A 24,109-nucleotide genomic window follows, 5' to 3' on the forward strand; every position below is an offset into this window, starting at 1 on the left:
ACCGTTCGCGACCTCTTTATCACCACTTAGACAGAGTTTATCACCACTCAGAAGAGGTTTATCACCGCTCAGCCATAGTTACCACCGATTCGAGGGTATTTACCACCGATGCAAAGTACTTTACCACCGCTGCTCCCGCATTTACAACCGATTCTCCCGACGTTACCACCGATTCGTCATAAATATGGGGATTCCGCTAGAAAACACCATCAAAAAACCACTCGCTGTCAAAAGCGAGTGGCACCTTATCACACTTCCAACACATGCCCCTTCAATTTTTCACGCAGGGCGGCTTTCAGGAACTTGCCGACGGATGTTTTCGGGATTTCATCCAAGAACACGACGTCGTCCGGAACCCATAACTTCGCGAATTGGCCTTCCAAGTAGTTGAGCAGTTCGGCTTTTAGCGCATCATCGGCAGTTTTTCCCTCTTTCAAGACAACGCAGGCAAGCGGGCGTTCCACCCATTTTTCGTGCGGAACAGCGATGACGGCCGCCTCGAATACAGCTTCGTGTGTCATCAACGCATTTTCGAGGTCAACGGATGAAATCCATTCCCCGCCGCTCTTAATCAAATCCTTCGTCCGATCCATCAGTTTCAAGTAGCCGATATCCGTCATGACGGCGATATCGCCCGTGTAAAGCCAACCGTCTTTGAACGCCTCTGCCGTCCGGTCGTCCTTATAATATTCGCTCGCAATCCAAGGACCGCGGACCGCAAGTTCACCCATCGTCTTGCCATCCCACGGCACCTCGCCGTCTTCATTCACAATCTTCACTTCAAGCCCTGGCATGATCAACCCTTGCAGCGCCCGGATATCGATCCGTTCGTCCATCGGCAAGTCCTCCATGCCGGACGTATAGACCGATAAGCTGACGAGCGGGGATGTTTCTGTCATCCCATATCCGACGTAGAACGGCACGCCGAGCCCCTCTTCGAACGCACGAATTAATCCTTTCGGAGATGCAGAGCCGCCGCTTACAATTCCTCGAAGCGATGATAGATCACGCGGATTTTGCTGTTGCTCCTTCAGAACCGCCAGCCAAATCGTCGGCACCCCTGCCGTCAGGGTCACTTTTTCCTGTTCAATCAAATCAAGGATAAGTTGCGGATTGAAACCTGGTCCTGGCAGGACTTGCGTAGAACCATAGAAAACAGCAGCAAATGGCATGCCCCACGCATTGACATGGAACATCGGGACAATCGGCATAATTACATCACTTTCACGCAGTCCCATCGCGTCCGCCAATCCGAGCGCGAAACTATGAAGGACTATACCTCGATGCGTGTAGACGACCCCTTTCGGATTGCCCGTCGTTGCGGATGTATAGCACATTCCGGCAGGTGTGTTTTCATCCAGGTCCTCCGGATAGTCATACTGATCTGATGCCTCTGCCAGCAATGCTTCATAGGAATGGACATTTGCAAGCGTTGTTTCCGGCACATCAGTGCTGTCGCCCATGATTACGTAATGCTTTACCGTCTTCAAGAACGGTGCCAGCTTTTCAAGATGCGGGAAAAGGTTATCATCCACTAGTAAAATCTCATCTTCTGCATGATTGATGACATACGCGATATGCTCCGGTGCCAAGCGGATATTCACCATATGAAGGATTGCGCCCGTACTTGGCACTCCGAAATACGCTTCCAAATGCCGGTGATGGTTCCATCCGAAAGTCCCCACTTTCGTTCCGTGTTTCATCCCGAGCTTCGTCAAGGCGTTCGACAGCTTCCTCGTCCGCTTCGCCCATTCCCGATAGGAAATTCGATGAATCATGTCTGGTCCTGTGCGCGAGATGATCAGTTTGTTCGGAAAAAACTGCTCGGCCCTTTTTATGAACGATGATAGTAGTAATGGTGTTTGCATCATTTGAATCGCTCCCCTTTTGCGCTTTTATAGTGTGAAACATGTACAACCATCCCCAGTATTCACTTACGCCTCCACAATCCTATGCGGACAAGCTTCCTGCTATTCTATTTACAACCCCATATTCTTCGCGATGATCATCTTCATGACTTCATTCGTCCCCGCGTAAATCGATGCAACCGGAATATCGCGGTACCTTCGTGCAATCTTGTACTCCTCCATATAGCCGTATCCTCCATGCAGCTGCATGCATTCCGCGGAGATTTCACGTGCCGTTTCGGTGATCCAATATTTCGCCATGGACACTTTCGTCACGACGTCCTTACCGGACAAATGGTCCTCAATGAGCGATTCAAGAAACGCTTTGCCGAGCTCCACCTTCGTCGCGATTTCCGCAAGCTTGAACTGCGTGTTTTGGAATGAACCGATCGGCTTGCCGAACGCCTCCCGTGATTTCACATAATCAAGCGTCATTTCGAGCATATCCTCTGAAGCTGTTTGTGCGGACAATGCGACGAGCAGCCTTTCCTGCTGAAGCTTTTCCATCAGACAGCTGAAGCCCTTTCCTTCGCCGCCGATTAAGTTGCCAACAGGCACCCGGCAATCCTCGAAGTACAGTTCAGCGGTGTCTTGCGAATGCATGCCGACCTTATCGAGCTTCCGGCCTTTCGTAAATCCAGGTGTGCCTTCCTCAATCATGAGCAAGCTGATTCCCCTATGCTTCGGTTCCGCCTGCGGATTCGTCTTCACGACGACAAGGAACAGATTGCCATTCACACCGTTTGTAATGAATGTCTTTTGTCCATTCACGACATAATGATCGCCGTCCTTTATGGCAGTCGTCCGGATGTTGGCGAGGTCCGAACCGGTTCCAGGCTCCGTCATCGCAACGCCTGTAATGAAATCGGCGGTGATGCATCCCGGCAGCCAACGCTTCTTCTGCTCGTCCGTCCCATATGATTCGATGTACGGAACGACGATGTCATTATGCAGGCCGACCCCCGTTAAGCCTGCTCCGACCCGTTCCATCTCTTCCCCGATGATGACCCCATAGCTGAAGTCGAGCCCGAGACCGCCATACTGCTCTTCCACTTGCGGACAAAGGAACCCCATTTCCCCAAGCTTCCGCCAAAAACTGACGGGAATGAGCCGGTCTTTTTCCCATTGTTCGTAGTGGGGCACCGCTTCCTTCGCTAGGAATTTTCGTAGCGTCTCCCGGAATAGGACATGTTCATCTGTTTCAAATCGATAACGCGTCATACGTAACCCCCCTCATTTCGGTTGCATCCTTATCGCTCCATCCAACCTGATCGTCTCCCCATTCAATAGCGGATTCGTGAAGATGCTTTCCACAAGCTTCGCATATTCTTCCGGACGTCCGAGCCGCTTAGGAAATAGCGTCAACTCCTCAAGCGCATTGCGCGCAGGATCCGGGAGTCCCGCGAATAGTGGCGTTTCCACGAGGCCGGGCGCAATCGTCATGACGCGGATGCCGAATCCGGCAAATTCACGGGCAATCGGCAATGTCATTCCGACGACACCTCCTTTTGAAGCACTGTACGCCGCCTGTCCGATCTGCCCTTCGAATGCCGCAACAGATGCGGTGTTCACGATGACGCCCCGCTCTCCTTCCGCATTCGGCTCATTGCCCATCATGGCGGCGGCCGCCACCCGGATGACATTGAAAGTTCCTGTCAAATTGACGCGGATCACTTGCTCAAAACGGTCGAGGATCATTGGGCCGCCTTTTGAAACGACTTTCCCAGGGGTTGCAATCCCTGCGCAATTTACGACGGCATTCACCTTTCCGAACACCGATACAGCTTCAGCTACGTTCACCTCGACATTTTCAGCGTTCGCCACATCCGTTTTCAGGAATAAAACATGATCTTTCCCTAACTCATCGACCAACATCTTGCCACGTTCTTCATTCATATCAAAAACAGCGACTTTACCACCGGCCTCCACAATCCTTCGAGTCGTCGCCTCCCCTAAACCGGATGCTCCTCCCGTGACAATCGCTATGATTTCATGCATTTCCATCTGTCTGTCCCCCTGTATGTAACGTTATAATCTTTCAATAATCGTCGCGTTTGCCATTCCCATCCCTTCGCAAATGGCGAGCAGTCCGTATCTTCCACCCGTACGCTGCAGTTCCTTCACCATCGACACGAGCAATTTCGTGCCCGTCGCTCCGAGTGGATGACCGAGTGCAATTGCGCCTCCGTTCGGGTTCAGCTTCTCTCGATCCGCTCCAGTATCCTTCAACCAGGCGAGCGGCACAGGGGCGAATGCTTCATTCACTTCATAGACGTCCATATCCTCTATAGATAGTCCCGCCTTCAACAAGACTTTCCGAGTCGCTTCAATCGGACCGGTCAACATCAATGTTGGATCGGAGCCGACAACTGTACGCGCCACAATCCTCGCAAGCGGCTTTAAGCCGAGTTCCTCTGCTTTTTCCTTAGACATTAGCAGGACAGCGGATGCGCCATCACTCATTTGACTGGCGTTTCCAGCGGTGATGACGCCATTTTCATCGAACACTGTTTTGAGGCCGGCAAGTACTTCAGGTGTTGAATCTGGACGCGGGCCTTCATCCCTTGCAACGGTTTCCACTTCACCATCGACGCGATTCACAGCAACCGGCACGATTTCGTCATCGAATTTGCCTTCTTCGATGGCCCGGATCGCTTTCTGATGGCTTTCGTATGCGAAACGGTCGAGTTCTTCACGGGACAGTCCCCATTGCGCGGCGATGCGTTCCGCGGAAAGGCCTTGGTTGATGATTTCATGTTTTTCCATCAGCTTGGGACTTGGTTTGGCATCCCCCATATTCGAGAACATCGGCGCCCTCGTCATGCTTTCGACGCCGCCGGCAATGACAATGGCCATATCGCCTGACGCAATCGCTTGCGAGGCGAAGTGGACTGCCTGCTGACTCGACCCGCATTGCCGATCGATTGTGACTCCCGGCACATGGACCGGAAAACCTGCGATCAAGGCCGCCGTCCGCGCAATATTGCCCCCTTGTTCACCCGACTGAGTGACGCAGCCTAAAATGACGTCCTCTATATCGCTATTATCGATTCCTGCACGTGTTACCAGCTCTTCAAGGACAACAGCCGCCAGCTCGTCCGGTCGATATTCCGAAAAACCACCTTTTCGTCTTGCGACAGCGGTCCGTACCCCTTCGACAATGACTACTTCTCTCATATCGGCACCTCATTCTCTGAATTAATTGATAGTTCATATAGTTACAGCTTACCTGAAAGCGCTCCCAATATCCATAGCATTTTTCGGTGTCCCTAGAACAGAATCGGTCTCAAGTCGTAGATGGAAATCCGCTTTGCGGCCGTTTGGGAGAGTCGGTGCCCATTGTAAGATGTAGATACAACGAAAGGAGGAACAACAATATGAAAAAATTTGGTCTTGCGATTCTCGGCATAGTGGCGGCAATCGTTGTTCTCGCAAACTTAGGGTCGATTCTGGCACTTGCCATTTCAGGTGCGATCGCTTTTGCAGGGTTCCACTATTACAGGAAGAGTGATTCGACATTCCTGAAGCTGTTCTGGGGAATGGTGTTGCTCATCGGTTTGGTGACAGCTGTTTCAAACGTGCCGGCATTCATCGGCATCATCGCGTTGCTTGGTGTTTACTATGTGTGGCGTAAATGGAATGAGCGTACAAACGAAAATGTAATTGAAGCTGCATATTCAGACGACCCATTCGTCAACTTCGAACGGCAATGGGATGAAATTACAAAATGAGGAGGAAACTACAATGAACAGTTTATGGAACAGATTGAAATACACGGTGCAAGCTGACTTGCATTCAGCGCTTGATAAAAAGGAATCGAAAAACCCGATTGCGATGTTGAATCAATACATCAAAGAAGCGGAAAAACAGACAGAATCGGTTGGCAAGCTATTAGAGCGCCAAGGGAAGTTGAAAGTCGAGCTAGAGAAGGAGTTTGCAGAAGCGGAAGCGATGCTCGGAAAACGCCGCCGTCAATTGGAGCTTGCGCAGTCGATGGGCGAAGAGGATTTAGTCGCGTTTGCTCAAGATGAGGTGATTGCTTACGAAACGCGTGCGAACGAGTTGGCGGCTAGCATTACGCAGTCGGGGCAAGAATTGATTGCGTTGGAACGGAAATTTGAAGAAATGAAGCATAAAGTGAAAGATATGAAGGTCCGCCAGTTGCAATTGATGGGCAAAGAAAACGTCACACGCGCCCATCGCCGCATGGATCAATTCATCTCCCCTGAAAACGGCGATAAGCAAGTTTCAAGCGTCGAGGAAATGAATGCATATATCGAAAATCTTGGCGGCAAGATCAATCGCGAGTATGAAGCGTCTTCGATGGAGCGCAGATTGGAATTGCTTGAGAAAAATGCCGCAAACAAGGCGGAAATTGTGTAATATAGAAGTGCGTAGGTTTCATTTGCAGGGTTTATGATCACTCAACGGGATTTATGATCACTTGCAACGGTTTATGATCACTCAACGGGATTTATGATCACTTGCAACGGTTTATGATCACTCAACGGGATTTATGATCACTTGCAACGGTTTATGATCACTCGACGGGAGTTATGATCACTTGCAACGGTTTATGATCACTCAACGGGATTTATGATCACTTACAACGATTTATGATCACTCACATTAGTTACATGGGAAGGTGTCCGCCTTCCCTTTTCTATCTGACATCAAGAAGGGGGCATTAGAATGAAACAAATGGATACGAATAAGATGACATTTTGGATAGCTGCGTTTCTTTTGCTCGTTTTCATAGAATCTGCTTTCCTGGCGAATGGCAACATCATCTTCCTCCTTCTCGGTGCCGGATTGACTTATTTCGGGTTCAAGAGACGTTCGAAGTGGATGGCCTTTTTAGGGCTGTTCTTCATTGTTATGGCGCTGTTGACCTTGTGGAGCTTACGCCTGTTGTTGCTCGCCATGTTCATTTATGTTTTATTCCACTTGTGGAAAGGGATTCCTGCGGAGCAGATGATGCGTCCGTTGAAAGAGTTTCAAAAGGAGACGCCGAATGGCATTTGGAAAAACAAATGGTTTTCTGTCCAGGCGTCCCCCTTCTCTTCATATGAGTGGGAAGACGTACAAATCCAAGGTTTTTTCGGGGATATCCATGTTGATGTGACCGACACAGTTCTTCCGAAAGGGACGTCATTCATCGCCATTCGGCAAGGGTTCGGGCGGATCAAGATTGACCTGCCTTACGAAATCCCCGTGCGCATCCATTACAATACGTTGTTTGGCGAAGCGCGGATCCTTGATATCAGTCCGAAGCGGATGATCAATGAGACGCTTCATTTTAAGGATGGCTACGACGCGGACATCGGGGACCGGGCCGAGCTGATCATTTCCCTTTCCACATGGATCGGGGATATTGAGGTGGTGCGGAAATGAAGAACTTCTTTGGTCGCAGCCTCTTTTTATCATTCATTTTCACGGGAGTTGCGGCATTGTATTTCTACACGCTCGTCGATGTTCCGTTGAATGAAAGCTGGTTGTTCTTCTATGAAATCCAATATGCGAACGTACCATTAGGAGCCTGGATCATTTTGACTTGCATCACGCTTGGTTCAATTATTGCAGGTTGGATGGGCGGCATCGGCCGTTCCAAAGTGAAGGCGATTGAACAACAGCTGACAGGGTTAGTTCAAAATGAAGAGATTGTAAAAGTCTCAAAATCGTTTTCCCCGAAGATTGATAGAACGCTTGAAGACGTGTCCAATATTTTGACGACACAACGGAAAAGCTTGCAACGGATCACGGATGAACGTGCGGAAGCCCAAGATAAATTGATACAGGAACGGATTGTACAGGAGCGGCAGAGACTCGCACGTGAGCTGCATGATTCCGTTTCCCAGCAGCTTTTTGCCGCTTCGATGCTCATGTCTGCCATAAATGAACAGGAGCATGAACAGACAATGCAAAAACCGCTATTTCAAGTGGAACGCATGATACAGCAGGCGCAGCTCGAAATGCGGGCACTGCTCCTTCATTTACGACCAGCGGCATTGAATAACAAATCGCTTGCGGAAGGTCTTGAGGAACTGTTAGTCGAATTAAAAGAGAAGGTTACGTTCGATATCCGTTATCGACTTGAGGAAGTCTCTTTGTCTAAGGGAGCTGAAGACCACCTTTTCCGGATAGCGCAAGAAACGCTATCGAACACGTTGCGGCATGCGCAGGCGACGGAAGTCGATGTCCTATTCGTCGAACGCGACGACCTTGCCATTTTCCGAGTGCAGGATAACGGAGTCGGTTTCGAGGAGTCGGACGGCAAAGGCGGTTCGTATGGATTGCAAAACGTGAAGGAACGGGCGATTGAAATCGGCGGTACATGCAAAATCGTTTCAGTCCCTTCGCAAGGCACAATAGTGGAAGTGAAATTGCCGACAAAAAAGGGGGATGAACCGGATGATTCGGATTCTATTGGTTGATGATCATGAAATGGTGCGAATCGGTGTGTCCGCTTATTTGCAGACGCAGCCCGATATGGAAGTCATCGACGAAGCAGTCAACGGGAAAGAAGCTGTCGAGAAGGCGCTAGCATTACGGCCGGATATTATATTAATGGATATGGTCATGCCGGAAATGAACGGCGCAGAGGCGACTGCCGAGATTATCAAACAATGGCCGGAAGCGAAAATCGTCATCGTCACCAGTTTCCTTGATGACGACAAAGTTTATCCGGCACTGGAAGCAGGGGCCATTAGCTACATATTGAAGACTTCGAATGCCAAGCGGATCGCGGAGGCCATACGCGATACGTTGAAAGGCCAAACCGTATTGGAGCCTGAAGTGACGTCGAAAATGATGCAGAAGATGCGGTCCGGCAATGGACATCGCCTTCATAATGATCTGACGGAGCGCGAATTAGAGATTCTTCTTTTATTGGCAAAAGGGAAAACGAACCAGGAGATCGCTGACGACTTGTTCATTGCGTTGAAAACGGTGAAAACACATGTCAGCAATCTGTTATCGAAGCTTGAGGTACAGGATAGGACGCAAGCTGTGATTTATGCGTTTAAGAATGATTTGGTTGAATGAATGGATGCCGCATGTCCCGGAATGGGTGTGCGGCTTATCTGTGTGTAAACTTCCCAAGTTTTTTTCCACGAACGGGAACTTTACTGTGTAGAATGAGAACTCTTTGCCTAGAAACGAGAAATTTCCTGTGTAGAACGAGAACTCTTTGCCTAGAAACGAGAACTTTCCTGTGTAGAACGAGAACTCTTCTCCTAGGAACGGAAACTTTCCTGTGTAGAATGAGAACTCTTCTCCTAGGAACGAGAAATTCTAGCGTAGGAGAGTTTCCTGCATAGGTACAGTAACGAAATGAGCATAACTATGGAAAAGTCGCGCATAACTATGTCGAACTCGCGCATAACTTGCCGAGATTGCGTCATAACCCCTCCGAACTCGCGCATAACTCGACAACAATGCGCCATAACTTTCTTTCATTAGATAAAAAAACTGCCCCACCACCGGATTTCCGATGGATGGGGCAGTTTCACGTTTATTAATTACCGCGGTTCGGATCGAATGGGTAGTCTTCACCCGGATCCGTCGTATTGTAGCCGTCTTTGTTTGTTTGGTTATATCTAGAGGGATCATTCTCATCGAACGCCTCTGTCATATTCGAGTCTGCCGGGTCAGACAGTGGCAGCTCGTCAGATGGCAGGTTGCCTGTCCGCGGTTCATAATCCCGACCGGTCGGATAGCCGCTGCCATTGCCGACAGGTGGTACATGATCTTCCTTCGCCGTTCGATCTACGGCCTGTTGAGCGTTAGTCGCGGATTGCTTCGCCTCCCGCTTCATCTCGCTCTTCTCCTGCTCCCATTTCTCTTTGGAAACATCTGCATTTTGCAAGCTGCTTTCCATTTTCGTCAAGTAGCGTGAAGCATGCTCACGTCCACCTAAACCGAATGCAAGTCCAAACGCCAATGTGACACCCCCAAGGATGAGGATGAATGCCGCGTTGATGATTGCTGGTGCAATGCCGAGCTGGCTCAATGCCATGAAGAATGCAAACGCGAGAATCGCATATTTCGCTACGTAGCGCAATACGTGAGGAGCACCTGACTGCGTCGTCATAATGCTTCCGACAAATTTCTCAGCAAGGTTCGCAAGCCAGAAGCCGATTGCTAAAATGACGACAGCTGCAACGACCATCGGCAAGTATGCAAAGATGCCTGTTGCGAGCGTCACCATGAAGCGAAGGTGAAGCAGTTGAAGCGCTTCAACGACGAACAATAAGATGACAACTACTTGAACAATCGTTCCGATAATGTGAGAGAATGAGATTGTTGTCGCCCCGGCTCGCACACCCATTTTACCGGAGAGCGAGTCGATGCCTAAGTTCTTCAGTAAGGACACGACGACACGTTTAACCCATTTCGCCAAGTAGATGCCTACTAATACAAGGACAACGGCTACCGCAATCTTCGGCAGCATCGTCATAATGTCGTTCAGCATAGCAATAGCTGGTTGAGAAATCCCTTCAAGATCCAATACTTCCAAGGCGGAAATCGTTACCGGCAGCATAATGAGGACAAAAACAATTGTACCGATAATTCCTGAAATGCTTGTCCCTTTTGAAGAGGATTTCAACTTATGTGCAAACCGGTCTACACCAACCGATTCAAGCAGCTTCGTAACAATCGTACGGACGATTTTCGCGACAACCCATCCAACCACAAAAATCAACGCCGCTCCTACAAGTTTCGGAATGAAGTTCATGAAGCTCTCCAACATTCCTTCAAATGGCCCGCTAATTCCGCTCAAGCCAAGCGCATGAAGGACAGCCGGCACGAATAGCAGCAAGACGACATAGAACGCAATGTTCGCTGCCGTTTCGACCCATTTCGACTTGTCAACTTCATCTGGGGAGCCTCCTACTTTCGCCACGTACTTGTTAAGCTTCATCTTGCCGCCGACTGCCAAAATCACTTTCTTGACAATCAATGCAAGAACCCAAGCTAGAAGCAGGATGAGCGCCGCTTTCAAGATGCTCAGAACCGCTCCGCCTATTCCGGAATACATTGTCATGAACGGTGTTGCGATCATCGATGCATTCATGATGTTAAAGAAGAGAAGGAATGCTAATAGAAGGATACCGAAGAAGAAGACTTTGCTGATGATCTTTTCCACATTCCATTTACCTTCTTTAACGTCCAGCCTTTCATTGACTCTGGATTTCTTCAAACGTTTGTGCACTGCATTTTCCACTGCTTTCGCAATGAAAAAGCCGATTAGCAGGATGACCAACCCGAGAATCAATTCAGGCAGCCAACTAAGCATGTTGGCAAAATACATATCTCTAAACATTCCGTGTCCTCCATTCATTTAGATAGTCTATTAGTGACTATTCCTATAAACGTGGAGGGCTAAACCTATTAGTCTATTACATCTTGTCTCTTTGGACGTAGAACTACCCTCTTTGGACGCGGAAGCCACCTCTTTGGACGCAGGCCAGTTTCTCGGTCGCGATTCCACAAAAAACAGAAGAAGGAACAAGTTTCTGCTCCTTCTTCTGCTCCACCTATTAATCCTCTTCCAAATCTAAACGATTCTTCTTGAACATCTTCGACAAGATTTCATACACGATTGGTACGACGATCAGCGTCAACAATGTGGAGCTGACTAAACCTCCGATAACTGTGATGCCGAGACCTTTCGAGATCAATCCGCCGCCTGCTCCATTTCCGATTGCCAATGGAATGAGGGCGCCGATTGTAGCGATCGCTGTCATAAGGATTGGACGTAAACGAGTTGCACCCGCTTCCAGTATAGCTTCACGCATTTTCAATCCTGTACGTTCCATCCGGATGATTCGGTCCACGAGTACGATCGCATTCGTGACAACGATACCGATCAACATCAACAGACCCATCATGACCGGAACGGAAATCGTTTCGCCTGCGATTAACAGACCAACAAATGAACCGATCACTGCAAACGGAAGCGAGAACAAAATCGCAAACGGTGCGACACCTTCACGGAACGTCACAACGAGGATGAAGTAGACAATCGCAATCGCCGCAAGCATTGCGATGCCGAGCTGTGTGAATGCTTCTTCCATGTCAGCCGCGACACCTGCCGTATCGAATGCAACGCCTTTCGGCAGATCCAATTCGGCAATCGCCTTGTCGACTTCAGAAGTCGCTTTCGAAATATCCGCGTCAACGAGCTTACCGGAAACAGTGGCATAATATTGGCCTTTGCTCCGGTCCAGCGTATTGAAAGTCGACCCCTCTTCCACCTTCACTAACTCTGAAAGTTTAATTGTCGTCCCCATTGCCGTCGGAACTTCCTGTTCCAGCATGTCATCGATCGATTTCGGCTGTTGAGTCGCCTTCTGTTTCACGACAACTTCCAATTCATCTCGATCCTTACCGACCGTCGTGACAACTTCCTGCGTTCTTGACGGGTTAAGCATCATGATGATTTGCCCAGTCGTCAACCCATGCTGCAACAACTCATCCTGCGTTGCTTTCAATGTGTACTGAACGTACGCATCCTCTGCACTTGAAGAGACATCCTCAATGCCTTTGTTATCTCCCATGACTTTTTCAACCTGCTGGACAGCTTCCTTTAGGCTGCTTAAATTTTCACTGTAGAACGAGTAGCTGATTTCATTTGTGGACATTCCCATGGAACTGAAATCCTGGCTCTTCCATTCTCCGGATTGGCCGATGTTGAATACATAGTCTTCAACCTCTGCACGAGCTCCTTGGAAGTCTTCCATATCCGGGTCAAAGATGAGATACATAAGCGCACCATTCGACCCTCCGCCCATCATCGCGGTCATCGGATCCGCACTGTCCATAATCGATAATTGAACAATGTCGATATCATCGCGTTTCAGCATTTCCTTTTCGATAACTTCAACGTTTGCCAACGTTTCATCCTGCAGCTCACCCGTTGCAGGCGTGTACGTAATGTACATCACTTTTTCTTCATCGCTTCCTAAGAAACTGAAGCCTATCAGCGGCATGAGCCCTAGGCTACCCGCCAATAGAACGACGGAGATGATCGACGTTATGACTTTATGATTCAATGACCAGCTTAAAACGCCTTTGTACCAGTTCGCCATTTTACCGGCTTCTTTATGTTGGCTTTCCTTCTTTTCACCATAAAGCTTTTTCCTAAATAGGAAATGGGACAATGCCGGCACGATTGTAATCGCGACGAGCAATGAAGCACCAAGCGCAAACGACATCGTCAATGCGAACGGCAAAAATAGCTCCCCTACCATGCCGCCTACAAAGATAAGCGGTGCAAATACCGCAACCGTAACAAGCGTCGAAGACATGATCGGCTTAAACATTTCAATCGTTGCTTCGCGAATTAACGCGCGGCCTGACAGCTTTTCAGTTTTCAAATGAAGTCGCCGGTATATATTTTCCACAACGACGATGGAGTCATCGATGACCCGGCCGATCGCGACTGTAATTGCCCCGAGCGTCATAATATTGAGCGTAATATCCATCCAATTCAGCAGCAATAACGCCATAAATACTGAAACTGGAATTGAAACGATAGAGATAATTGTAGACTTGAAATCACGCAAGAAGAGTAGAATGATCAATATTGCAATCAAACCACCGAAAAGCGCTTTTTCAACCATCGTCGATACAGAGTGCTCAATCGGTTCTCCTTGGTCAAGTGATACATCGACGACTAAGCCTTCAAGCGCCTTTTCTTCTTCCTTCATCAACTTCTTCACGTCATTTACAACATCGACCGTATTCGCACGTTGTCCTTTAACGATTTGAATTGCAATCGCATTTTTACCGTTTGTACGTGAAACAGACTGCACCTTGCCGACTTTTTCAATCGTTGCAACATCGCTTAGTTTAACGAATGGCGATGGATTTGCCTCTGAAGGCGTGACAGGGATTAGCATGCCCTTCAGCTCATCAATTGTCATGAACTTGCCGTCGACAGCGACAGCTTGCTCGCCTTCCTCAAACTCAAATAGGCCGAGTGAAACTTCCATATTGCTCGCTTGGATCATTTGCTTAATGCCGTCTTCTTTCAAACCAAGCTGAGCCATTTTTTCCTCGTCATACGTAAGCTCCACTTCTTCGATATGCTGCCCCGAAATCGTCGCAGATGCAACGCCGTCGATCTTATCAATTTTCGGAAGCAAAATGTCTTCGACAGTAGATGTCAGTTCAACAATATCTTCGGTTGTACTGCTCACGCTTAGCGCAACGACAGGCATCATATTCATGCTGATCGCTGTGATGATCGGTTCCTGCGCACCTTCAGGCAAGGATAGCGAATCCATCGCGGACGCCAATTCCCGCTTGGCTTCGTCCATGTCGATGCCGTAATCGTATTCCACTTGAATGCTGGACATATTAGAATATGAATTGGAGTAGACAGATTTCACATGATCTAAGTTCTCTATCGCCCTCTCGATAGGTACAGAGACTTCCTCCATGACCTGTTCCGGCGTTGCACCGGGATAGACGCCCATCACCATTAAATACGGAATCGAAATATCCGGCAGCGTCTCTGTTTTCATTTGCGTTGCCGAATAAACCCCCGACACTGTTATAATAATGGTGAGTAACCATACTGCTAATTTATTCTTAAGAACAAAATTGACTAACCCTTTCACCCTTACACCTTCCCCTACATTGACAGTTTTGACTCATTTCTTCATACTAATGACTATACGGTCAATTGTCAAGAATTAGCATAGGAGCGATTTGAACATATGACAAAAAAACAACTGATTATGGAGAAAGCTTTGGAGCTCTTTGCAAAGCAAGGATTTGAAGCGACGTCTGTCCAACAAATAACTGACCATTGCGGTATTTCCAAAGGAGCTTTCTATTTATCGTTCAAGTCGAAAGACGAGCTGATTGTCGCGTTGATCGATCACTTTATGAGACAGTTCACTGCGGACATTGACTACGTGGTCAATCACGAGCAGAATGACGCCGATTTATTATATAATTTCTATTACACGACGTTTCAATCGTTCAATAAACATTCCGATTTCGCCAAGATTCTCATGAAGGAACCGACGCAATCATTCAATGAAGAGCTGTTCACAAAGCTTCATAATTACAATAAATCTCTTGAAAAAATAATCCTATCTATGATTGATCGATTATATGGCGAACAAGCCAATGACTTAAAATACGATTTAGCGTTTTGTATTAAAGGCTTCATGAACACCTATTCCGAATTATTCCTGCTGTATAAATTACCGATCGACTTGGATCTGCTCGCACGATCCCTCGTTGAAAAGACGGATCTGCTAGCTAAAAACATGACACTTTCCTTCATTTCAGATGAATTGATTCAGATGATCGATCAGCCTTTGAATGAAGAGCGTACATTGGCTCAGATTGTTGAAATCGTGGAAAAGAATATTGAGGATATGGAGGATTCGATCGAAAAAGAGTCGTTGATCCTCTTGAAGCAGGAGCTGTTGGAGCCGGCGCTGCATCCGGCAATCGTGAAGGGATTATTGGAGAATATCCGCCAACATCCGCATTGCAAATGGGTGGCTTATTTACTGCGGAGGCATTTTGGAATAAAGTAAACAAAAACGCTTTGGTAGCTATTCAAGCTTACAAAGCGTTTATCGTCTTTATTTATTCTCCAATCGCCCGATTCAATCCATGGATGACACCTGCATGCAGTCCCTCGTGCCATATAGCAAATTGCATGACTGCGTCGACTGTTCCCATCGTTAACATGTCGCCAATTTTAATCGGTTCAGGCAGCACTTGGTCAAGACTGCCTTCCAATGCTTGAACGACACGCGGCAACTGTTCCTCTAGAGCTGCAAGCAATTCCTCTTTAGCAGGGGCTTGACCTTCCCATTTCGCAGGGCTCGTCCCTCTTTCAAAAAAGGCATTCCACTCTTTGTGTTGCGGCTCGTAGGATGGCAGGGCTGTCGCGATAAAATTTTCCAACGAGCAATAAATATGCCCTACATTCCAACGGATTGTATTATTGAACCCAGTCGGTTGCTTGTCCCATGCATCTTCCTTCACCTGTGATAAACGCCCCATCGTATACATCCTTGCAAATTTCAATTGTTCAATTGTTGACATTTCCAATTCCCCCTTTACTTCATCATACTATAATAGGGAATGAAAAAGGAAAAGCGGACATCCGCTGTACGGAGTCCACTTTATGTTAAATCTATCGGTTTGTCATTTCTCTTTTGGCTGTTCCACTTTTCTCGGGTCATACTGTTGAATTCCCGATCTTCATCCGTCTGCATTTCCAAAGGCACTTCATTCCCCATCAGTTGGAATTCATCGACTAGCGGCTTATTTTCACTATAAGCGGATGGGTCATGTATGCCTGTTCTGTCTTGTGCATTTTTACGAAATTCATGTGTCCAGTTCGAGTCGGCAGGATCCGCCAAAGGCAGTTCGTACGTAGGTCCAATCCCTTTTCCAGGATGCAGGATTTTCGGTTCCAAGTCCTTTTTGTTCGGATATTTACCATCAACAATCGTCATATGGATTCCTCCTTTTTCTCTCATCAAACAAGGAAATCCCTCGCGAGGCGAGAGGTGGTTTTCATCTATACCCGCCGCTGTTTAGTTGTAAACCTAGTCTTTCAAAATAGTTCGCAAATGAAACATCTTTCTATTTAAGACGTCAAAGTTACATAGAATAGTAACGGAGAAAATCGTGGGGTGATTGGATGCAAAAATGGTTCGGAGTTATCTTTCCTATACTCAGCATTTTGCTGTTGTTATGGATTGAGCAAAGTGTCGGTGTAACGTACGAAGTTAAAACTGTCGCAAAGGTGATGCTATTTCTTGCAATCCCTTTGATCCTATTCCGTGCCACCAAGTTTCCATTTCTCCGGTTCCGGAAAGCTGACCGAAAGAGCATGCGACTCGCTTTCATTTTAGGAATATCGATCATGGCGCTCATTATCGGGGCCTACCTTTTATTGCAACAGTTCATTGACATCGCTTCTGTGCGGGACGACTTGCTGCAATCCGGCATTACACCTGCCGTATTCCCGTTCATCGCACTATATATTTTAATCGGAAACTCGGTCATTGAGGAATTCTTTTTTCGCGGATTGCTGCCTAACCTATTCGGACAGTCAAAAATGCGGTTCATCCTGCCGCCGTTCTTTTTCGCTATTTACCATATCGCAATCTTCTTACCTTGGTTCACATTGCCGATTTTACTGCTAGCTGTCGGCGGACTTTGGGCAGGCGGGTTGATCTTTCAGCTTGTGAATGAAAAATGCCGCACGATCCTGCCGTCTTGGATCATCCATATGTTCGCGGATCTTGGCATACTATTTATCGGGGTGTATATCCTTTATTTTTATTGACACGGAAATGCTCGATTTTTTTCGGATTGCCGATGACAATCAATGTATCCCCCTGCTGAAATTTTTCATTCAAATCCGGATTGCTAAGCAGTTCTTCATTCCGTAAAATCGCGACGAGGGTGATTTCAAAGTGTTTCTGCAGGTTCGCGTCCTCGATTGTCATTCCGATAAACGGTTCCGTATGATCCAGTGCAACTTCCCCGACCATGAACTCTTTTTCTTCCGATCGAATCAGATCATTGATGAAGTCGGTGCCGTTCGGTTTCATGATAGACATCGCCAACTCCCTGCCCCCGATGATAGACGGGTTAATGACGCTATCCGCGCCCGCTTTTTCCAATATATCCTCCGAGTCATCCCGTTCCGCACGTGCCGAGATGACTATATCCTCGTTGATGCTCTTCGCAGTCAAAGTGATGAAAACATTATCGGCGTCATTGGATAAAGTGGTGATAAGTGCACGGGCTTGATCGACACGTGCCTGCAGCAAGACAGCTTTGTCAGTTGGATCGCCGATCAGACGAAGAGTGCCCGGTTCGACGACTTCCAGCAAATCACTTTCATTGTCATGAATGACTAAAATCTGAACGCCTTCCTCCTTTAATTGCTTATACACTTGCCGACCGACGCGCCCGAAACCGCAGATGATGATATGGTCAGTTAAATTGGCAATTTGTTTTTCCATCCTTCTCACCCACACCCTATTCGATAATTGCTGTTCGATGAAATAGGAAGCCCCGATCCCGAGTGCATATGTCACGATTCCCGCTCCTAGCGGCACAAGAAACAAGGCAAACCAGCGGCCTCCTTCCGTCGTCGGATAAATGTCTCCATAGCCGATTGTCATGACTGAAATGATTGTCATCCAAAAGGCATTGAATGGGGATAAATCTTCAAAATACATGAATCCAACCGTAGCTACGACGAGCAGAAGCGCCATTATACCAATCAGAAAAATGACCCGCTTATATCGCCTGTCCAAATCCATCCATCGGCTATACAAACCGGCCACCTCCGCACAAAAGTTTTTCTATTTGTATTCCTTTGGTTGGTCGGTTGTAAACCTTTAGTCGATCTTCACAAATAAAAAAACCGCATGCCTGCCAATTATTCTCAGAAGCGCATGCGGATTGTTTATTTTGTCGGTACTGTAACTGTCACTTTGAACAGATCGCCATCAAGATCGATTTTCATAATTCCACCGTGCATGTCAACGATTGATTGCGCGATTGCTAATCCGAGACCCGAGCCGTCGGTATGACGTGATGTATCGGCACGCTTGAAACGTTCAAACAGCTCATCAACATTTTCCCCAAGCTCATATTTCGTAATATTTTTTACGACAAATTCTGCAGACTCCCCTACTTTTCGGAGTGTTACATACACGCGAGTGCCCGGGAGCGAATATTTGATAGCATTCACGATCAAGTTATCGAGGACACGCCACCATCTTTGACCGTCTACATAAGCGATAAGCATATCGTCTGGAAGCGCCGTCCGGAAGTCGAGACCGGAATCGGTAATATCTTCGGCATGTTCCGCAAGTGCTTGCTGTAGCAATTGCGTCAAATCGACACGCTGTTTATGTAACTCCAGATTGCCGCTTGCCATTTTTGACACTTCGAATAAATCCTCGATAAGCGTCTTCAGTCTTTGCGATTTTTTATCAAGTATGTCGACATATTTCGCACGTTCCTCCGGTGTTATCGTTTCATCCCTCAAAAGATCGGTGTATGTGATGATCGATGTCAATGGCGTCCGCAGATCATGACTCACATTTGTAATCAATTCCGTTTTCAATCGCTCACTTTTCGCTTGCTCGGTCATGGAAACCCGCACGCCTTCACGGAGATTGTTCAGGTTTTTCGCGTGCTCTGCAAGCGGTGAACGGCCTTCGACTTTAATATCTTCATTCAAACGCCCTGCTGCCATCTGTTCCGTCGCAATGATGATCCGGTTCAAGTACGCAGAACGCCGGACGAACATATAGAGGGCAGGAAGACCAAGAAATATGACGCAAAATGTGTAGAGGATGAATAAGGACCCATCCATAAGACCGACAATGAATCCGATTCCCGCTAAGAAAAATCCGATAAGCAGGATGAACGACTGAACGCCGATCGATCTTTTAAGGAACATTTCACGCCACGCTTTAAGAAATTGGAGCGTGAAACTGTTTTTTATATCTCTTGCCAATATCCCTTTTTTCTCCCATCGTTCCACACCATTTACAAGCTGGAATGCTAGCAAGGCAGTCATGATGACGCCGCCAATAAAGAAGGAAGTCAGTCCAGCACCCCATCTACCCAACCTTTGATACGTAAAGAAATCCGGCAGAGTATAGGACTCGCTGTTGAGATATCCAACTAAAATGAGGGCTGACATAATAAGTGCTGCAGCCTTTACATCGATTTTTAAATTGGCATACCAAACCGAAATTCCGGTCCCTGTTACCCATTCCTTCTGAAATTTCATGACAGTGACTAATGCAACGAGGGCAACGAGGCCAATGATCCAAAAGATGAACATGGCAAGCTTCCCTTTATTGAAATCCCTGTATTGCCAATAGAGGGCGCCACCCTTTGCAACTGCTGTCCTCGGAATAATGACAGTGCCTTCAAACGTTCTCACGGAATTCATTATTGTGACCTCTGTGTCTGGGAACATAATGTCTTTTTGATCAATAGAAGTCTTTACCCATCCATCGTTATGCCCTGGCAATGAATTCGCTTTAAAATAGCCCTTTGCGGCATTAAATTGCTTTTTATAAATCGCAGGTACTGAAACATCTCCAGAAGAAAACCTTTCCCCCGTTTCAACGTCCTTGAATTCATAAGCAACCGGCAATGAAAATGAATTTGATTTGATTTCATTCAAATATTGAACTAATGCTTTCTCTTTTTCTTTGCGAATTTTCGCCTCAACATGTGCATCGCTCTCGAAGTTCTTCCGGATATCCGCAAGTTTCATGTCCCGTTCTTCGATCAACGTGCTTTGCAACACTTCATTTCCAGCATCTTTCGCATCCGCTATCCTCTGCGCATATTGGTCATGGATATTGGAGAGTTGGTCTGAAAGTGTACCGTAGCGATTCCGGTGATCTTCGATTTCATTGTCTGAGACGGTAATATTTTTCTTCGTCTCTTCCACGTCAATCGGGTTAAGCACTGTCGAACCTATAGTGTTGTAAAACTCATCGAGCCGCCAAGCGAAGTCATCGAAATCGGAGAAATCCTTTCCAATCAGCGCTGTTCCTTGTCTTGCAAATGAAAGACTGGCGAGCAGCATAATCGTTACTAGCGCAGCCCATAGTAATAGAAGTACTTTATTCTTCATCAGGCTGTGCCTCCTCTAATGATGCGCGAAAAATAGGCGATGGCTCGTGTTGATCGTTCCCAACCGTTTTCGAACATATCGATGATGTAAGGGAAACAATAGCCGATGCTTACGATTGCGATACAGATGGAGAACACCGAAAATACGATGCCCCAATCACTTTTCGATTTTGTAGCCAATGCCCCACACCACCTTTACATATCTCGGATTTTTTGGATCCGCCTCGATTTTTTCGCGAATTTTACGGATGTGGACCGCCACAATGTTTTCCGCATTATACGCTTCTTCATTCCACACTCGCTCGTAAATCTCATTAATCGAAAACACACGCCCCGCGTTTTTCATGAGTAATTCCGTAATCTTATATTCAATCGGCGTCAGCTTTACCGGTTTCCCATCAACCGATAACTCTTTCGCGTCCTCATCTAACGCCAATCCGTCAATCTCAATCTTTTTCTGACCATCGTATGTGCCAAACTGAACATACCTGCGCAGCTGCGACTTCACTCGTGCCATCAACTCAAGCGGGTGGAATGGCTTCGTCACATAATCATCCGCGCCGACCGACAATCCATGAATCTTATCCGAATCCTCCGCCTTCGCACTCAGCATGATGATTGGAATGTTTTGCGCCTCCCGGATTTTGAACGTCGCCGTAATCCCATCCATATTTGGCATCATAATGTCGAGGATGAGCAAATGGACTTCATTTGTTGTGAGCAGGTCGAGCGCCTCTTTTCCATCCGCTGCTTTCAAAACGTTGTATCCTTCATTTTTTAAATAAATTTCAATCCCGTCACGGATCTCCTTATCATCATCCGCCACAAGCACTGTAAACTTCGCCATCATCCGCACCTCACTTTCCTCTATGATACCAATTGTAGTGGGTAAATCTTAACATTCCGTTAGGGGAATTATGAAGAAATTCTTAAGATGGAGAGTTGTTGACTTAAGAATTATGCCTGTTACATTGTTGAGTGGTGATAAACTAGGTGTGAGTGGTGATAAGCTTTTGCAGGCTTTGAAATTGCCATGAAAATCAATCAAGTTGCAGCGAATCGGTGATAAACCAGGTAAAGTCGGTGATAACGTCGGCCGAAGCGGTGATAACTGCCTGAGATTCGGTGATAAAGTCGGCCAAGTCCCCGTGATAACCGCTTGCGAATCGGTGATAACACTTAATACCTTCGCCTAGAACGGTCTACTTTTCTCCCTCTTGTTATAATCCACCCCAAAAAGTCCATGCTTCCCCTATACCGGGAGGTGATTGACTTGGCAAAAGAGAAGAAAATTAAAAAAGGCAATACATTGGATCGAGAGGAATTCGGGTATGGCTTTGATATCAGCCCTGATGATATGGGTGTAATCGGGAAGAACGATAACGTGAAAAATAAAAATAACAAGACAGATGAAGATAAGAACGACCAAAAGCGGCCACCGACCAATTGGTAATTGCTATTGATTTATTCGAATAAAATGATTATAATCATTTCAACTACATCTTACTAAAGGCAATGAGAGGGAAAAGTAGGAAGAGGATGTCGCCTAGAGAGCTTCTGTCGGTGGAAATGAAGCGGACAAATCTTTTGAACATGATCCTTGAGCCGCGCACTGAACGTCTTCGGACCAGTAGGATGCGACGAGTTGGCACTTGTTATCCTTGCCAGAGTATAACGCTTTTTCAGCGCGTACTTTTGGAGGCAATCAGTGTGAATTGGTTGCGAAGTAAGGTGGTACCACGGGTGATAGACCCCGTCCTTATCGGTTTTTATCGATAGGGACGGGGTTTTTTTCATTTTATTTTGAGGGGGAAGGAAAATGAGTGTTTTTATCGGAGGGGCTTGGCCGTACGCGAATGGGTCGTTGCATCTGGGACATATCGCGGCGCTGCTGCCGGGGGATATTTTGGCGAGGTATTACCGGTTGAAAGGCGAGAAGGTTCTTTATGCTTCAGGAAGTGATTGCAACGGGACTCCTATTTCAATCCGGGCAAATGCCGAAGGGGTGTCTGTTAAGGAAATTGCAGACCGTTACCATACGGAGTTTATCGTTTGCTTTTCAAGATTGGGATTCTCGTATGACATTTACACGCGGACAGACGGAAGATTTCATCATCAAGTCGTCCGCAATGTATTTTTAACGTTACTGGACCGTGGTTTTATTTTCAAAAAAGAAGTCGAACAGACGTATTGCGAGGTCGACGAGCGTTTTCTTCCAGATCGATTTGTCGAAGGCATTTGCCCTCACTGCGGAAGTCGTGCACGAGGCGATCAGTGCGACAATTGCGGCTCGATTTTAGATCCGCTTGATTTAACTGAGCGCACGTGCAAGCTTTGCGGGAACGAACCGACCGTGCGGAAGACGGAGCATTTTTATTTCAAATTAAGTTCTTTTCAAGATGAACTTGAGAAGTATGTCGGTGGAGCAAAAGCAGAAGGAAGATGGCGCGAAAATGCGATTCACCAATCCGAGCGCTATTTACGGGAAGGACTCCGTGATCGGGCTGCGTCCAGGGATTTGGCGAACGGTGTCGGAATACCTGTCAGGGGCTATGAGGAGAAAAAGGTATATGTGTGGATTGAGGCGGTGACGGGCTATTATTCCGCGAGCCAGGAATGGGCGGCTTTGAACCGCGTGGATTTCGAGGAGTTTTGGAACGAAGAAACGGTCTCCTACTATGTGCATGGTAAAGACAACATCCCCTTCCATACGATTATATGGCCAGCTATTCTAATGGGAATTGGCAAGGAGAACGCATTGCCGACCCATGTCATTTCTAATGAATATTTGACATTGGAAAAGCGGAAATTCTCGACAAGCCAAAACTGGGCGGTATGGGTACCGGATATTTTGGAACGTTATCATCCTGACTCGGTGCGGTATTTCCTGACTGCGAACGCTCCAGAAGGCAGGGATGCAGATTTTTCATGGCGCGAGTTCATTTATAGCCATAACTCGGAGCTTTTGGGGGCGTACGGAAATTTCGTAAACAGGACATTGAAGTTTATTGAGAAATCGTATGCCGGGGTTGTGCCGGTTGCGGAGATTAATTTGGAAATAAAGGAATTAGTCGTGGGGCTTTATTCCAAAGTCGGCGAACGAATTGAAGAAGGACACTTCAAAGAAGCGATCGAAACGATTTTTGAGTTCATTCGCCGGGCTAATAAATACTTCGATGATGAAAAGCCTTGGGTGCAGATCAAGGATGACGAAGCAGCATGTGGGCGAACAATGGCTACATGCGCATATGTCATCGCAAACTTGGCACAGCTCCTCTCCCCTTTCCTGCCGTTTTCGAGCGAGGACGTGCAAGCGATGCTGAAACTGCGGAAGCCTGAATGGAAGGAAATCGAAATTGGTGAATTGACATTGTCACATGTCAAACCACTGTTTGAACGGATTGATGTCGAGCAGATTGACGTGGAATTGGAACGATTGAGGGATAAGTCTATAGGGGTGCAATGAATTCTGACCTTCTCATAGTTTGAGAAGGTTTTTTCATTTGAGAATGGAAGGTAATTATAAGCAT

The 24,109-nt window shown here is 47.0% G+C and carries 21 protein-coding genes and 1 other annotated feature; of the genes, 9 read left to right on the top strand and 12 right to left on the bottom strand.

The window, feature by feature from the left end; all coding sequences use genetic code 11:
• Positions 1-248 precede the first annotated feature (248 nt).
• From OC538_RS09670 to OC538_RS09685, 4 genes are all read right to left on the bottom strand, one after another.
• Positions 249-1,871, bottom strand: coding sequence for a long-chain fatty acid--CoA ligase (locus tag OC538_RS09670; protein ID WP_262174777.1), 1,623 nt, complete (start codon positions 1,869-1,871; stop codon positions 249-251).
• A 108-nt stretch (positions 1,872-1,979) separates the two neighbouring features.
• Positions 1,980-3,128, bottom strand: coding sequence for an acyl-CoA dehydrogenase family protein (locus OC538_RS09675; RefSeq protein WP_262174780.1), 1,149 nt, complete (start codon positions 3,126-3,128; stop codon positions 1,980-1,982).
• A gap of 12 nt (positions 3,129-3,140) precedes the next feature.
• On the bottom strand, positions 3,141-3,911 hold the full coding sequence (locus tag OC538_RS09680; RefSeq protein WP_262174782.1) for an SDR family NAD(P)-dependent oxidoreductase: 771 nt from the start codon (positions 3,909-3,911) through the stop codon (positions 3,141-3,143).
• Positions 3,912-3,935: 24 nt separating this feature from the next.
• Entirely contained in the window at positions 3,936-5,084 is a 1,149-nt protein-coding gene (locus OC538_RS09685) for a thiolase family protein (RefSeq protein ID WP_262174786.1), read from the bottom strand.
• 200 nt (positions 5,085-5,284) lie between these two features.
• On the opposite strand from OC538_RS09685, the gene OC538_RS09690 reads away from it, so the two are divergent.
• The 5 genes from OC538_RS09690 (at position 5,285) to OC538_RS09710 (ending at position 8,951) form a co-directional block, all read left to right on the top strand.
• Positions 5,285-5,638, top strand: a complete 354-nt coding sequence (locus OC538_RS09690; RefSeq protein WP_251693140.1) for an ABC transporter permease — start codon at positions 5,285-5,287, stop codon at positions 5,636-5,638.
• A 13-nt stretch (positions 5,639-5,651) separates the two neighbouring features.
• A complete protein-coding gene (locus OC538_RS09695) occupies positions 5,652-6,290 on the top strand; it encodes a PspA/IM30 family protein (protein WP_262174788.1) in 639 nt (212 codons plus the stop codon).
• A 309-nt stretch (positions 6,291-6,599) separates the two neighbouring features.
• Complete coding sequence (liaF, locus tag OC538_RS09700) at positions 6,600-7,301, top strand: cell wall-active antibiotics response protein LiaF (RefSeq protein ID WP_251693136.1); 702 nt, start codon at positions 6,600-6,602, stop codon at positions 7,299-7,301.
• The gene (locus tag OC538_RS09705) at positions 7,298-8,341 is read left to right on the top strand and encodes a sensor histidine kinase (RefSeq protein ID WP_262174793.1); all 1,044 of its coding nucleotides are present in this window, start codon (positions 7,298-7,300) and stop codon (positions 8,339-8,341) included. The genes liaF and OC538_RS09705 overlap by 4 nt, the downstream gene beginning before the upstream one ends.
• Positions 8,319-8,951 (top strand): response regulator transcription factor, encoded by a 633-nt coding sequence (locus tag OC538_RS09710; RefSeq protein ID WP_262174796.1) that lies wholly within the window; start codon positions 8,319-8,321, stop codon positions 8,949-8,951. The genes OC538_RS09705 and OC538_RS09710 overlap by 23 nt, the downstream gene beginning before the upstream one ends.
• Positions 8,952-9,423: 472 nt before the next feature.
• Here the strand turns inward: OC538_RS09710 and OC538_RS09715 are convergent, their stop codons facing one another.
• Both OC538_RS09715 and OC538_RS09720 read right to left on the bottom strand, forming a co-directional pair.
• Positions 9,424-11,232, bottom strand: coding sequence for a mechanosensitive ion channel (locus OC538_RS09715; RefSeq protein WP_262174799.1), 1,809 nt, complete (start codon positions 11,230-11,232; stop codon positions 9,424-9,426).
• A 217-nt stretch (positions 11,233-11,449) separates the two neighbouring features.
• Complete coding sequence (locus tag OC538_RS09720) at positions 11,450-14,536, bottom strand: efflux RND transporter permease subunit (RefSeq protein WP_262174802.1); 3,087 nt, start codon at positions 14,534-14,536, stop codon at positions 11,450-11,452.
• A 99-nt stretch (positions 14,537-14,635) separates the two neighbouring features.
• Here OC538_RS09720 and OC538_RS09725 point away from each other — a divergent pair, with 99 nt between their 5' ends.
• On the top strand, positions 14,636-15,472 hold the full coding sequence (locus OC538_RS09725) for a TetR/AcrR family transcriptional regulator (protein ID WP_262174804.1): 837 nt from the start codon (positions 14,636-14,638) through the stop codon (positions 15,470-15,472).
• Between the two features lie 52 nt (positions 15,473-15,524).
• Here the strand turns inward: OC538_RS09725 and OC538_RS09730 are convergent, their stop codons facing one another.
• Positions 15,525-15,989, bottom strand: a complete 465-nt coding sequence (locus OC538_RS09730; protein WP_262174806.1) for a DinB family protein — start codon at positions 15,987-15,989, stop codon at positions 15,525-15,527.
• 80 nt (positions 15,990-16,069) lie between these two features.
• Entirely contained in the window at positions 16,070-16,405 is a 336-nt protein-coding gene (locus OC538_RS09735; protein WP_262174808.1) for a hypothetical protein, read from the bottom strand.
• A 188-nt stretch (positions 16,406-16,593) separates the two neighbouring features.
• Here OC538_RS09735 and OC538_RS09740 point away from each other — a divergent pair, with 188 nt between their 5' ends.
• The gene (locus OC538_RS09740) at positions 16,594-17,244 is read left to right on the top strand and encodes a CPBP family intramembrane glutamic endopeptidase (protein WP_262174810.1); all 651 of its coding nucleotides are present in this window, start codon (positions 16,594-16,596) and stop codon (positions 17,242-17,244) included.
• Here OC538_RS09740 and OC538_RS09745 read toward each other — a convergent pair.
• The 4 genes from OC538_RS09745 to OC538_RS09760 form a co-directional block, all read right to left on the bottom strand.
• Entirely contained in the window at positions 17,213-18,247 is a 1,035-nt protein-coding gene (locus tag OC538_RS09745) for a potassium channel family protein (RefSeq protein WP_262174811.1), read from the bottom strand. The genes OC538_RS09740 and OC538_RS09745 overlap by 32 nt on opposite strands.
• Before the next feature lie 131 nt (positions 18,248-18,378).
• On the bottom strand, positions 18,379-20,580 hold the full coding sequence (locus OC538_RS09750) for a sensor histidine kinase (RefSeq protein WP_262174813.1): 2,202 nt from the start codon (positions 20,578-20,580) through the stop codon (positions 18,379-18,381).
• Positions 20,580-20,759 carry a hypothetical protein gene (locus OC538_RS09755; protein WP_251693110.1) on the bottom strand — a complete coding sequence of 60 codons (180 nt, stop codon included), beginning with the start codon at positions 20,757-20,759 and terminating at the stop codon, positions 20,580-20,582. Before OC538_RS09755 ends, OC538_RS09750 begins: the two co-directional genes overlap by 1 nt.
• Positions 20,737-21,426, bottom strand: a complete 690-nt coding sequence (locus tag OC538_RS09760; protein WP_251693108.1) for a response regulator transcription factor — start codon at positions 21,424-21,426, stop codon at positions 20,737-20,739. Before OC538_RS09760 ends, OC538_RS09755 begins: the two co-directional genes overlap by 23 nt.
• Positions 21,427-21,843: 417 nt before the next feature.
• On the opposite strand from OC538_RS09760, the gene OC538_RS09765 reads away from it, so the two are divergent.
• Both OC538_RS09765 and metG read left to right on the top strand, forming a co-directional pair.
• Entirely contained in the window at positions 21,844-22,032 is a 189-nt protein-coding gene (locus OC538_RS09765) for a hypothetical protein (protein ID WP_251693106.1), read from the top strand.
• Positions 22,033-22,085: 53 nt separating this feature from the next.
• Positions 22,086-22,343: a binding site (T-box leader), on the top strand.
• Between the two features lie 55 nt (positions 22,344-22,398).
• Positions 22,399-24,045, top strand: coding sequence for a methionine--tRNA ligase (gene metG / locus OC538_RS09770; RefSeq protein WP_262174820.1), 1,647 nt, complete (start codon positions 22,399-22,401; stop codon positions 24,043-24,045).
• The last annotated feature ends 64 nt before the right edge of the window (positions 24,046-24,109 follow it).

It is taken from the genome of Saccharococcus sp. Marseille-Q5394 (assembly GCF_946901335.1).
Classification (GTDB): domain Bacteria; phylum Bacillota; class Bacilli; order Bacillales_A; family Planococcaceae; genus Sporosarcina; species Sporosarcina luteola_C.

What these genes read in the sequence shown, in the direction of transcription:
- OC538_RS09695 (WP_262174788.1), top strand. Translation starts at nt 5,652, where the DNA reads ATGAACAGTTTATGGAACAGATTGAAATACACGGTGCAAGCTGACTTG.
- OC538_RS09675 (WP_262174780.1), bottom strand. Translation starts at nt 3,128, where the DNA reads ATGACGCGTTATCGATTTGAAACAGATGAACATGTCCTATTCCGGGAG.
- OC538_RS09680 (WP_262174782.1), bottom strand. Translation starts at nt 3,911, where the DNA reads ATGGAAATGCATGAAATCATAGCGATTGTCACGGGAGGAGCATCCGGT.
- OC538_RS09670 (WP_262174777.1), bottom strand. Translation starts at nt 1,871, where the DNA reads ATGATGCAAACACCATTACTACTATCATCGTTCATAAAAAGGGCCGAG.
- OC538_RS09690 (WP_251693140.1), top strand. Translation starts at nt 5,285, where the DNA reads ATGAAAAAATTTGGTCTTGCGATTCTCGGCATAGTGGCGGCAATCGTT.
- OC538_RS09705 (WP_262174793.1), top strand. Translation starts at nt 7,298, where the DNA reads ATGAAGAACTTCTTTGGTCGCAGCCTCTTTTTATCATTCATTTTCACG.
- OC538_RS09740 (WP_262174810.1), top strand. Translation starts at nt 16,594, where the DNA reads ATGCAAAAATGGTTCGGAGTTATCTTTCCTATACTCAGCATTTTGCTG.
- OC538_RS09685 (WP_262174786.1), bottom strand. Translation starts at nt 5,084, where the DNA reads ATGAGAGAAGTAGTCATTGTCGAAGGGGTACGGACCGCTGTCGCAAGA.
- metG (WP_262174820.1), top strand. Translation starts at nt 22,399, where the DNA reads ATGAGTGTTTTTATCGGAGGGGCTTGGCCGTACGCGAATGGGTCGTTG.
- OC538_RS09735 (WP_262174808.1), bottom strand. Translation starts at nt 16,405, where the DNA reads ATGACGATTGTTGATGGTAAATATCCGAACAAAAAGGACTTGGAACCG.
- OC538_RS09715 (WP_262174799.1), bottom strand. Translation starts at nt 11,232, where the DNA reads ATGTTTAGAGATATGTATTTTGCCAACATGCTTAGTTGGCTGCCTGAA.
- OC538_RS09730 (WP_262174806.1), bottom strand. Translation starts at nt 15,989, where the DNA reads ATGTCAACAATTGAACAATTGAAATTTGCAAGGATGTATACGATGGGG.
- liaF (WP_251693136.1), top strand. Translation starts at nt 6,600, where the DNA reads ATGAAACAAATGGATACGAATAAGATGACATTTTGGATAGCTGCGTTT.
- OC538_RS09725 (WP_262174804.1), top strand. Translation starts at nt 14,636, where the DNA reads ATGACAAAAAAACAACTGATTATGGAGAAAGCTTTGGAGCTCTTTGCA.
- OC538_RS09760 (WP_251693108.1), bottom strand. Translation starts at nt 21,426, where the DNA reads ATGGCGAAGTTTACAGTGCTTGTGGCGGATGATGATAAGGAGATCCGT.
- OC538_RS09710 (WP_262174796.1), top strand. Translation starts at nt 8,319, where the DNA reads ATGATTCGGATTCTATTGGTTGATGATCATGAAATGGTGCGAATCGGT.
- OC538_RS09750 (WP_262174813.1), bottom strand. Translation starts at nt 20,580, where the DNA reads ATGAAGAATAAAGTACTTCTATTACTATGGGCTGCGCTAGTAACGATT.